Annotated in this window: 11 protein-coding genes; 5 read left to right on the top strand and 6 right to left on the bottom strand. The window is 63.2% G+C overall.

Annotation, left to right across the window (positions count from 1 at the left end; all coding sequences use genetic code 11):
- On the top strand, window positions 1–732 hold a 732-nt coding region (locus VNW74_RS27625), incomplete at its 5' end, for a UbiD family decarboxylase (RefSeq protein ID WP_325682809.1).
- Window positions 733–759: 27 nt separating this feature from the next.
- Here VNW74_RS27625 and VNW74_RS27630 read toward each other — a convergent pair.
- The 3 genes from VNW74_RS27630 to VNW74_RS27640 all read right to left on the bottom strand — a co-directional run bounded on the left by VNW74_RS27630 (window position 760) and on the right by VNW74_RS27640 (window position 3,582).
- Window positions 760–1,998: a LuxR C-terminal-related transcriptional regulator gene (locus VNW74_RS27630; RefSeq protein ID WP_325682811.1), complete on the bottom strand. Its 1,239-nt coding sequence runs from the start codon at window positions 1,996–1,998 to the stop codon at window positions 760–762.
- A complete protein-coding gene (locus VNW74_RS27635; protein WP_325682813.1) occupies window positions 1,988–2,197 on the bottom strand; it encodes a hypothetical protein in 210 nt (69 codons plus the stop codon). The genes VNW74_RS27630 and VNW74_RS27635 overlap by 11 nt, the downstream gene beginning before the upstream one ends.
- Window positions 2,198–2,295: 98 nt before the next feature.
- Window positions 2,296–3,582 carry a hypothetical protein gene (locus tag VNW74_RS27640; RefSeq protein WP_325682815.1) on the bottom strand — a complete coding sequence of 429 codons (1,287 nt, stop codon included), beginning with the start codon at window positions 3,580–3,582 and terminating at the stop codon, window positions 2,296–2,298.
- 86 nt (window positions 3,583–3,668) lie between these two features.
- On the opposite strand from VNW74_RS27640, the gene VNW74_RS27645 reads away from it, so the two are divergent.
- Window positions 3,669–4,187 carry a phosphotransferase gene (locus VNW74_RS27645; protein ID WP_325682817.1) on the top strand — a complete coding sequence of 173 codons (519 nt, stop codon included), beginning with the start codon at window positions 3,669–3,671 and terminating at the stop codon, window positions 4,185–4,187.
- Between the two features lie 56 nt (window positions 4,188–4,243).
- On the opposite strand, the gene VNW74_RS27650 is transcribed toward VNW74_RS27645, so the two are convergent.
- Genes VNW74_RS27650 through VNW74_RS27660 form a run of 3 tightly spaced genes read right to left on the bottom strand, consistent with a single transcriptional unit; the run spans window position 4,244 to window position 7,010 of the window.
- Window positions 4,244–5,251, bottom strand: coding sequence for an AMP-binding protein (locus VNW74_RS27650; protein ID WP_325682819.1), 1,008 nt, complete (start codon window positions 5,249–5,251; stop codon window positions 4,244–4,246).
- Between the two features lie 15 nt (window positions 5,252–5,266).
- Window positions 5,267–6,436 (bottom strand): DJ-1/PfpI family protein, encoded by a 1,170-nt coding sequence (locus tag VNW74_RS27655; protein WP_325682821.1) that lies wholly within the window; start codon window positions 6,434–6,436, stop codon window positions 5,267–5,269.
- Window positions 6,437–6,488: 52 nt separating this feature from the next.
- Entirely contained in the window at window positions 6,489–7,010 is a 522-nt protein-coding gene (locus VNW74_RS27660) for a flavin reductase family protein (RefSeq protein ID WP_325682823.1), read from the bottom strand.
- A 366-nt stretch (window positions 7,011–7,376) separates the two neighbouring features.
- On the opposite strand from VNW74_RS27660, the gene VNW74_RS27665 reads away from it, so the two are divergent.
- From VNW74_RS27665 to VNW74_RS27675, 3 genes are all read left to right on the top strand, one after another.
- Window positions 7,377–7,571: a hypothetical protein gene (locus tag VNW74_RS27665; RefSeq protein WP_325682825.1), complete on the top strand. Its 195-nt coding sequence runs from the start codon at window positions 7,377–7,379 to the stop codon at window positions 7,569–7,571.
- 386 nt (window positions 7,572–7,957) lie between these two features.
- Window positions 7,958–8,560 (top strand): non-oxidative hydroxyarylic acid decarboxylases subunit B, encoded by a 603-nt coding sequence (locus VNW74_RS27670; protein WP_325682827.1) that lies wholly within the window; start codon window positions 7,958–7,960, stop codon window positions 8,558–8,560.
- On the top strand, window positions 8,560–9,752 hold a 1,193-nt coding region (locus VNW74_RS27675; protein ID WP_325682829.1), incomplete at its 3' end, for a UbiD family decarboxylase. The genes VNW74_RS27670 and VNW74_RS27675, both read left to right, overlap by 1 nt.

Genomic DNA, 9,752 nt, shown 5'->3' on the forward strand with positions numbered 1-9,752 from the left:
GTGCCGGCCGGGGCTGAGGTGGTGATCGAGGGTCATGTGTCGATCAGCCGGGATGCCACGGAAGGTCCGTACGCCGAATTCCATGGGTATGCGCTTCCCGAGACCTCCCCGCAGCCGGTGTACACGATCGAGGCGATCACTTACCGTGACGATCCGATTTGGCCGATCAGTGCTACCGGGCGCCCGCCCGATGATTCGCAAATCGCCCCGGCATTGGGGGTGTCGGCCGAAGTGTTGGCGTTGCTGCGTGGCGCGGGCCTGCCCATCACCACGGCCTGGCTGTTGGTGGACACGGCCTGCCACTGGATGATCGTCACGTTGCCGAAGGTCTGGCGCGAGCGGTTGCCGGCGGTCACCACGACCGGGATCGTGCATCGGATCGGGGAGTTGATGAGTGCTAACCGGGTCGGTCACATGTGTCCGGTGACCTATGTGTTCGATGACGACATCGACCCATCGAATATTTCAGATGTGCTGTGGGCGTTGGGTACTCGCATACATCCGAACCTGCGTCAAGAGCACTGGCAGGTGCCGATCCTGCCGTGGTATCAGTGCTACACCGAAGAAGAGCGGCACGGCGGGCGTGGGCCCATCGTCATCCACGACGGGTTACTCACCGCCCTCGAAGACGGCGAAGCCCGCCCCGCCACCTTCGACAGCCTCTACCCCGCAGAACTCCGCGAACGCATCCTCGCCGCCGAGTCGAGTCTTATACCGGCATCTGTGCGCTGAGTTGGCACCCCGGATGTAAGCGGACGATTACCGGGTCTCACCCGTCCCGCCCACACCGCCACGGCGCGGGCCGCCACTCGAGCCCGGACGGCGATCCAGGCTTTCCAGATACGTCGCAACTGCCTGCCCACGGTTGGCCACGCCGAATTTTTGCAGGATCCGTTTCACATGCGATTTTACGGTTTCCTCCGACAGGAAGATCGTCGTCGCGATCTCTCGGTTGGTGGCGCCTTTGGTCATTAATTGCAGAACCTCATACTCGCGGCGGGTGAGCTCGGAGACCACCTCGCTGCGACTCTGCCACGGTGCGATCGGGGCTTGCTGATCGGATTCCAGCAGCGAAATATCGCCGGCCACGCCGCCCAGGAGGCCGCTTGCCGACCGGGCGAGCTGCTCCGCGACCCTTTGCTGGAATTGCAATTGTTCGATCAGCATCGCCCGTTCGACGATCTGTCCCAATGAGTCGGCGAAGGCGGCGAGGACATCGCGATCGATCTCGTCAACCGGACGATCGCTGAAATAAGCATCGCCATGTATGGTCGCGACGACCTCGCCATAAGCGATCACCGGGGCGCCCACGTAATTTGCGGCCTGCATCTTCTGCACGATCGGCTGAAACGCGTTGGGGTCATTGAGGGCATCGGTGACGATCGCCGGGGAACGGCGCCGAATGATCAGCGCCTCGGGACGTTGTGGCACCAGATCGTATTTGGTGCTGGCCGAGAGGGCCTGGCAGTCCCTCGCCCATTCGGAGTGGTCGGCGAAAACGGTTGCGGCGGCGTGCAGCACACCACCCTCACGCTGGAACACCATCCCGCGCTCGAGTCCGGGGAGATCGCAAATCGTGGCGGCCGCGCGTTCGAGCAGCATCCTGACGCCTGCCGTGGGCGACAGCCGCCCACTTACCTCTTGACCGCTGGTCAGCATGTGCAGCCGCTCCTCGGCGACGGCCTCGCGATGGCTGGACCGAATTTCCTGCAGCTCGATGGCTACTTCACACAGCCGCGCCAGCTGCCGCGGATCACCGGAGATCGCGTGGTCACGCATCGCACGAAGCAACTGGCTGTGCAGTTCGTCCGCGTAGGCGCCCACCTCAGCAAGGAATCGGTCCCGCTTAGGATCGATGCCGTCGAACCGGTGCACGGACAGGAAGTTGGCCGCCTTGGCGAACAGGCGTTGGTAGCGACGAACCAATGCCGCGGACGTGGCCTCCCAGCTGTCTCGCATGGGCTTGCCACCGGATGCACGCCAGAGATCAACGGGCATCGCTTGTCCTCGAAGTCTGCACGGCAAGGTGTTCCGGCGGACGCCCGCTGGCAGGCACCGTCGAGGTAGGCAGATCGACATTGACGTCGGCACGGATCAACGCCGCCGCCCGGCACAAAGGCTCCTCGAGGCGACGCCGCTGCCGCACCGCGCCAATTCGCGCGGGCGCCGACAATTCCGCGCACATTGTGGGCATCATTATGGACCTCCTCGGCCCATTAGCCGGTGGAATGGGTCGTACCGCGTCTAGCGTCGAGCTCCGCCCGCCCGGGACGCTTCGCAATGCGGGCGCAAATGTCAAGCGGCCGAAGCCCATAGATTCAGTCCGGCCGTATGCGGGTACGCCATCGCAGCTGCCGGGCTGGCACGCAGCAACATGTCCGACACGAACGGTATCTTGTTGGTCTCAAGGACCCACAGTAGGTTGTGACGGCGCCAGGGCCGCAAAGCGCGGCGGATAGCGGTGTCGGGGTTCACTCCGCGGATCACCGCTTCTGCCCCGACAACCCCGCCGACGAGACTCATCACCATGCCGTCGGCGTAGATAACGGGTGCGCCACCCGAGTAATGCCGTTTGAGTTCCAGCGTTCCGGGGGCCGAGGGCGTCACGGCGCCCCATGGTGAGGCCGGTACCAGCGCCCGCCCGAGTGTCTCCTCGGGGTCGTCGGGGATCAGGTTCATCGCCTGTGCGACGCCGAACAGCTGCTCGGTCATGATCCGGTGCTCGGCTTCTTTGTTGTACAGGGCGTCGCGGTCGACAACGCGGACGTAAATCCCATACCAGCTGGACCGCGGTGACATTGGGTCCCGGAAGGGAGTGAAGTACCCCACGTCGATCGTGCCCGCGCGCCGCACCGCAGGCGCAAAAGCGGTCTGGGCTTCCAGCGGATAGCTCACGCCGCGTTCGGGCGCGATGAACGGTGCCTGCACCCCCAACACCATCCGTTTCGGCGGCTTGGCCTCACCGCCGATCAGTGTGGGCACGGTGGTGGCGTTGACGAGCAGTGGATGCCGTCCCGCGCTGAAGCTACGCAGGTGCGAGGCGGATTCGACTCGCTCCTCGACGAACTCGATGGGCAGCTTGGAAGCTAGTTCACGCATACCGGCAACGACCCTGCTGTTCCGCAGACCATAGGAGATCGGTCGCTCGGCGGCCAATGCGTTCTGCCAATGCCCCCGTTTGGTGAATCGCCACGACCGCCCTTGCCGGATGGCCATGGCGGCTGTCTGACGGTAGGCCACTGGCGGTGCGTCGGCGGACCCGGACGTCACCTCGAGGATGTCGTCGAGTGTCGTGTCCAACGCGGCGCTCATGAAGTCGATCCCGCGCCCACGCAGACTGACACCGTTGATCAGCCGCCGGGATTCGACAACCGGCGGTGCAACGACAGTGACCTTGCCTTCGAATAATGGACTTTGGGCTAGCCAGCCGGCGAATGCTAGAGCGCCGATCCCGTTGCCCGCGATGACCGCCGAATCGTAAGCGCACATGCCACGGCCGGGGACGGCCTTGTTGAGGAAGTCGCGGACTGCGATCCGTCGGGCCAAATCGGGTCCACGCAACGTACCCTCTATCGATTGCATCTTTCTGCCCTCTCGACATCGTTGGCGTCATCGGATTGCGTTCAGTGATAACGCGTCTGCGGGATTAATCGTGTTGCGCGGGGAGTGTGAGAGTCAATCGTTGCGCCGACAAACTGACCAGAACGGGTGAGAAAATTCCCCGCGCAGCCATCCCGCCCCCGCGGAAGTTGTCATTGGTCCACGGCGACCTACATCTGCGCAACATCGTGGTGTCGGCGACCAGTGGCGACGTCCTGGCGGCGCTGGACTGGGAATTATCGACGTTGGGGGACCCTATCGCCGATCTGGGCACCACGCTGGCCTACTGGCCCGAGCACGAAGAAGCCATCCTGCCCGAATTCCGCGCGCTGCTGCTGGCGGGCTATCCACGCCGGGCCGATCTGATCGAACGGTATTGCGTGACGACCGGCCGTGATGTGACCGACGCGGAGCTGGGATTCTGGCATGCGCTGGCGTTGTGGAAGATCGCCATCATCGCCGAAGGCATTCTGTCTCGCGCGCAACAGGATCCACGCAATCGGGCCGCCTCCGGCATGCCCGTCCCGCAGACTGTGGATGATCTGGTCGTGCTTGCGCATGAGATCGCCGCGCGGGCGGGCATCTGACTTCACTGATTCCGACGCCGAGGTGTAGGTGTCGGCGCCAGGCACGTCGAATCGATTTACCGCAGTGTCTGGATCTCAACGCCATCGATGGGCGCGCCGATGGATCCAACCTTACGAATCCCGTTGGGACGGTTGAAGGACGCCGCCGGCGACGCTTGCGACAAGCCGTAACCTTCTCGCACCCTGCAGCCGAAACGGTTCTCGAAGGTGCGCAGCACCGCCACGGGCATCGCCGCGCCGTCGGAGACACAGACCCGCAGCGAGCTGAGGTCGACATCATCGCGCTCGGCCGCCGCAAGCATGCCAACATACATAGCAGGAACGCCCAGGAATACGGTGACGCGTTCGGCTGCAATCATTCTCAGTGCGTCTCCGGCGTCGAACCGGGGCAGTAGCGCCAGTGTGGCGCCCGCGGATGTGGCGGCGAGCAGACCACAGGTCATGCCGAACACGTGAAACAATGGCAGACTCGCCGCTACGACATCGTCGGGCTCGAGCTTGAGCAGGCTGCCCGCCACGACCGCCTGATTGCGGCACAGATCACCGTGGGTGAGCTGGGCGCCCTCGGGCAAGCCGCTAGTGCCGGAAGTGTGCAGAACAATGGCGGTATCGTCGTCTGCACGAGGCAGTGGTCGTGCGAATCCGGCTACTCTGGCCGCGTATTCCGCGAGGGCATTGCCGTCGACCGCCAAAGCCGGCACCCCCGCGGCTAGCGCACCGGCAGTTGCTGCCGCGGCGCACTCGGGCGCGAAGAACAGCATCTTCGCGCCGGTGTTGGACAGAAGGAATTCGACGTCGCGCGCGCTTTGACGGGGATCCATGGGCACCACAACTGCCCCCTCATGCAGCACGCTGTAATACAGCACCACAAACTGAGGCCGGTTGGGCAGCATCACCCCGACCCGGTCGCCGGGCCTTACACCCTGGTGGACGAGGAATTCCCCGAATCGACAGACGCTGTCGGCCAGATCTGAATAGGTCGTTGTCACGCCCTCACAGCGCAGAGCCGCAGCGTCCGGATAGATCTGCGCCGACTCAGTCAGATAGAAACCCAGATTGGGCATCGGTTTAGCCCCTAGCTATTTGGTCCGCGTGGTGGGGCGCGCATTGGTCCGCTGCAGCTGTTGGGCCAAGCGTTCCAGCGTTTGATCCATCCCCGTCCGGAGATGTTGCGCACGGTCGTGGACGCCAACCATGCGTTGAATCGCCAGCACGGGCGCGGCCTGGGGTTGCATCTTGGTCATCGTCAGCGTGACCTCGGTCGCGTCGTTCACGGCGGTGAGTTCGTATCGCCACGAGGTCTTTGATGGCCAGGCGACATCGAATGCGAACACGCGTCCGGGCACGTCCGCGGTGACCTTGCACACGGTGCTCCACCGGTACAGCGGACCAATGTGGTTGTAACCCTTGAATTTCTTACCGTGGGTCATCCACTTGGCGGCATGGGTTTCGGGGCTGCGTTCCCCGATGGTGGTGATATCGCTGAGGTGGTCATAGACCGTCAGCGGATCGGCTTGGATAACCCGGCTGACCGAGACATGCAAGGCCGGTGAAGCCTGATCAGCAACCAGTTTGTGCGCCAGCATCGCCGAGGACGCGGGATTCTGACCGGTGTACAGATTGCGGTCGACCTGCAGGAAGGGCCGTAGGGGCAGGCGCCCCTTGCGGTAAACCGCCCCAGCCTCAATCAGTCGGTCCTGCAGAAGCCAAGGGGCCTTGCGTGCAAAGAGGTTCAGTCGCTCCTCGGCGTTGGACAACGCGGTCATGCGATATCCCTCGAACGGCCACGTCCCGTCCTCCCGACGTGCGGCCAAGGTGGCCGCGGGCGCATGGCACAGCAATGCCAGCGGGCGACCGGAGTCCAGCACATTTGTCAGGAGGCGGCCAGAGTCGGCGTCCACGGCCAGATCCTCCATCGGGCCGTGGCCGCCTGGGTAGAACACCACGTCGTAATCGGCGGGATCGATATCGGCCAGCACTTTCGGATGGGCCAGCGCCGAATCGTGTTGGCGCAGATACTCGGCCACTGCTCGCGTCTTTGGCGGCAGGCCACCGACCAAACCAAGGCTGAGCCGGTCGACGGTCGGCGCCACCCCGCCCGGTGTGGCGATAGTGATGTCCCAGCCGGCCGACGCGAAGATCTTGTGCGGTTCGGCCAGCTCCTCGGCCCAATAGCCAGTGGGATGGCCGGTGCCATCTTTCAACGTCCAACGATCCGCGGCAGAGACCACGATTAGTACAGAGGTCATTTCAATATCCTTTCCAGACAACTCATCACGGCTGTGCTGCGAGCACTGTGGCTCACAGCGGAAGTAAGCTGGCGAAGGCGCCGTTGCAGTACACCAACGGGTCACCCGCCTCCCCGAAATTGGCTTCAGTGATCAGGCCGACGAAAACTGAATGCGTCCCTACCTCGAGGATGTCGTCGACGCGGCAATCGAAGCCGACCAGACTGTCCGAGAGGGCGGGAACATCGCTTTGCAGGATTGTCCAGTCGCCCTGATCGAACTTCGCGGAACCACGCACCCCGTGCATGCCGGCGAAGCGTTGCGCCAGATCGTGATGATCAGCGCGCAGCATGTTCACCGCGAACCTGCCGGTCTCCTTGACCGCCGCCTCCAATTCCAGCGAGCGGTTCAAACAGCACAGGACGCTGGGAGGCTCGGCTGTCAACGACGTCACCGCGGTGGCCGTCACCCCCAAAGGACCGTCCGGGCCGGCACTGGTGATGATGCTGACCCCGCCAGCCAGCCGGCGCATCGCCAACCGAAAATCCTCGCCGCTGATTGCCGATTCCTTGACTAGTGTCGCTGTCGCGTGCATTTGTTCACCTCGCGCTAATTGATGTTGGCATCGCAGAATATGTTGATCTGCAATGCATCTGGTACCACCAGCGTGTGGTGGACGCGTGGATGGGTCAATGGCTTCGGCAGTCAAATGCCCCGTTGGGGTGAGTAAAGCACCCCTACGCGTAATGCGAGTGCCACGAAAGTGCCTCGCATGCGGCATTGGCACCGGCGGCCAGCTTCAATCGACTGACAGGTACCGCTCGCCAATGCGGCGAGCGGGTCGGCTGCGCTCGCACTCGGAGGGGGCTGGGAACAGGTCGTATCCCCCTTTCGGGGCACAAAGACACCCGCTTTCGGGGCTAACCGTCAATGACCTGCGGTGATTGCATGGGGTGCGTTAGTGACCACGAAGGAGAACGCCATGATCATGCCCCATGCGACGGGCCATGTAATCGCTCGCGACGGCTGCTTACTGCGCGTTGACATCATGGCGGGCCGCTGGGTTGCGAGCAGATTCGCGCCCAATCTAGTTGTTAAACAACAAGTCCTGGGCAATGACGATGCGGTGCATCGACAGATCAAGCAGTGGTTGTGAGGGAGCGGAACGCCTTGTTGTCCGCGGTGCCGCGGCGTTTACCGCCACGAATTGCGGGCGCAGCGCCGAGGCGCCGATCGTCGGGCCGGCCCTCACCGAACAGAACAGACCGAGTCACGTGGTTGTCCCCTGAACTCTGGCCCCTTACCGGGCAAGAACCACGCAACGTTGCGTGGGCCTTGAAAACGCAGACGCCCCGATCCGCTTCGCGGAAGAAAAGTAGGTGATGTGATGCTCCTCCCAATCGTGATATTCGTAATGATCCTGTGGCCGGTGCTGCTCCCAGCGCTCGTCACTGCCTTTCACGTCGTCCTCGATCGACGGCGCAACTCCCGTAAAGCGTTCGCGCAGTCGTTGATTGCGCGACGTGTGCTGGGAGTGGCTGGATGAAGCGCCTTGTGGTGGGTATGACGGGGGCCACGGGTGCGGTGCTCGGCATCGAGCTGCTCCGTCAGCTGCAGGGGTGTGCTGATGTGGAGGCGCATTTGGTGGTGTCGCGGTGGGCGCGTGCGACGATTCATTTGGAGACCGGGTTGTCGGCGGGTGATGTGGAGTCGTTGGCTGATGTTGTTTATTCGTGGGATGACCAGTCGGCGGCGATCTCGTCGGGTTCGTTTCGGGCGGATGGGATGGTGATCGCTCCGTGCAGCATGAAGACGCTGGCGGCGATCCGGACGGGTTACGCCGATGGGTTGATTGCCCGGGCGGCCGATGTGACGTTAAAGGAGCGTCGGCGCCTGGTGCTGGTGCCGCGTGAGACGCCGTTGAGTGAGATTCATTTGGAGAACATGTTGGCGCTGGCTCGGATGGGTGCCAGCATCGTGCCGCCGATGCCGGCGTTCTATAACCATCCGGTCTGTGTGGGCGACATCGTCGATCACATCGTGGCCCGCATTTTGGACCAGTTTGATATCGAATCGCCGGCCGCTAAGCGGTGGAGTGGTGTGTCGGGTGCGAAGGCGTCGAGTTTGAAGGTGGTGAAGCGCTGATGGCTAGGTTTGGTGATCTGCGGGGTTATCTGGATGTGTTGGAGTCGTTGGGCGATGTGGAGCATATCGACCGGCCGGTCAGTGCGGTGTTGGAGGCGGCGGCGATCACGCGGCGGTCGACTGAGCTGGGGCGGCCGGCGCCGTTGTTCGACAACGTCGAAGGTGCACCTACGGGATTCCGGTTGCTCGGGGCACCGGGTGCATTGTCCAGTGATCCCCGGCATCCCTTGGCCCGCGTCGCGCTTTCGCTGGGTCTTTCTCATGATGTGAGCGCGCACGACTTGGTCGAACATTTAGCCGCGGTGCATGGAAATGCACCGATTCCACCGAAGCTGGTCTCGCGGGATGTGGCGCCGTGCAAGCAGAACATTCTGCTCGGCGCCGATGCGACCTTGGATCGCTTTCCGATACCGCAGATACACCCCGATGATGGCGGCCGTTACCTGAACACGTGGGGTGTCATAGTGGCGCGCACCCCCGACGGGCGGTGGACCAACTGGTCGATCTCGCGGATCATGATGATCGACGGTCAGCACATGACCGGCTTGTTCCTGCCGCAACAACATATCGGAATGATCTGGGCCGAATGGGAAAAGATCGGCGAGCCAATGCCGTTCGCAGTTGTCCAAGGTGGTGATCCCGGGGTGCCGATGATCGGCGGCATGCCCATTCCGGCCGAGATGGACGAAGGAACCTTTCTGGGTTCGCTCTATGGTGAACCCATCGAAGTCGTCAGGTGCGAAACCGTCGATCTGGAGGTGCCTGCGAGCGCGGAAGTCGTTATCGAAGGTCATGTTTCGATCACCCGTGACGCCACCGAAGGCCCCTACGCCGAGTTCCACGGATACGCGCTTCCCGAGACCTCCCCGGAGCCGGTTTACACGATCGAGGCAATCACCTACCGCGACAACCCGATCTGGCCGGTGACTTCCACCGGCCGCCCGCCCGATGACTCGCAGATCGCCCCAGCGCTTGGTGTCTCGGCCGAAGTCGTCGCGCTGCTGCGCAATGCGGGCCTGCCGATCACCACGGCCTGGCTGCTGGTGGATACAGCCTGCCACTGGATGATCATCACCGTCCCACGGCATTGGCGCGAAGTGCTCCCAGGAACCAGCACGAACGAGTTCGCGCATCGGGTTGGGGAAGTGATGAGCACCAACCGGGTTGGTCACATGTGCCCGGTGAGCTATCT

The sequence above is a fragment of the Mycobacterium sp. genome (assembly GCF_035570115.1).
Classification (GTDB): Bacteria; Actinomycetota; Actinomycetes; order Mycobacteriales; family Mycobacteriaceae; genus Mycobacterium.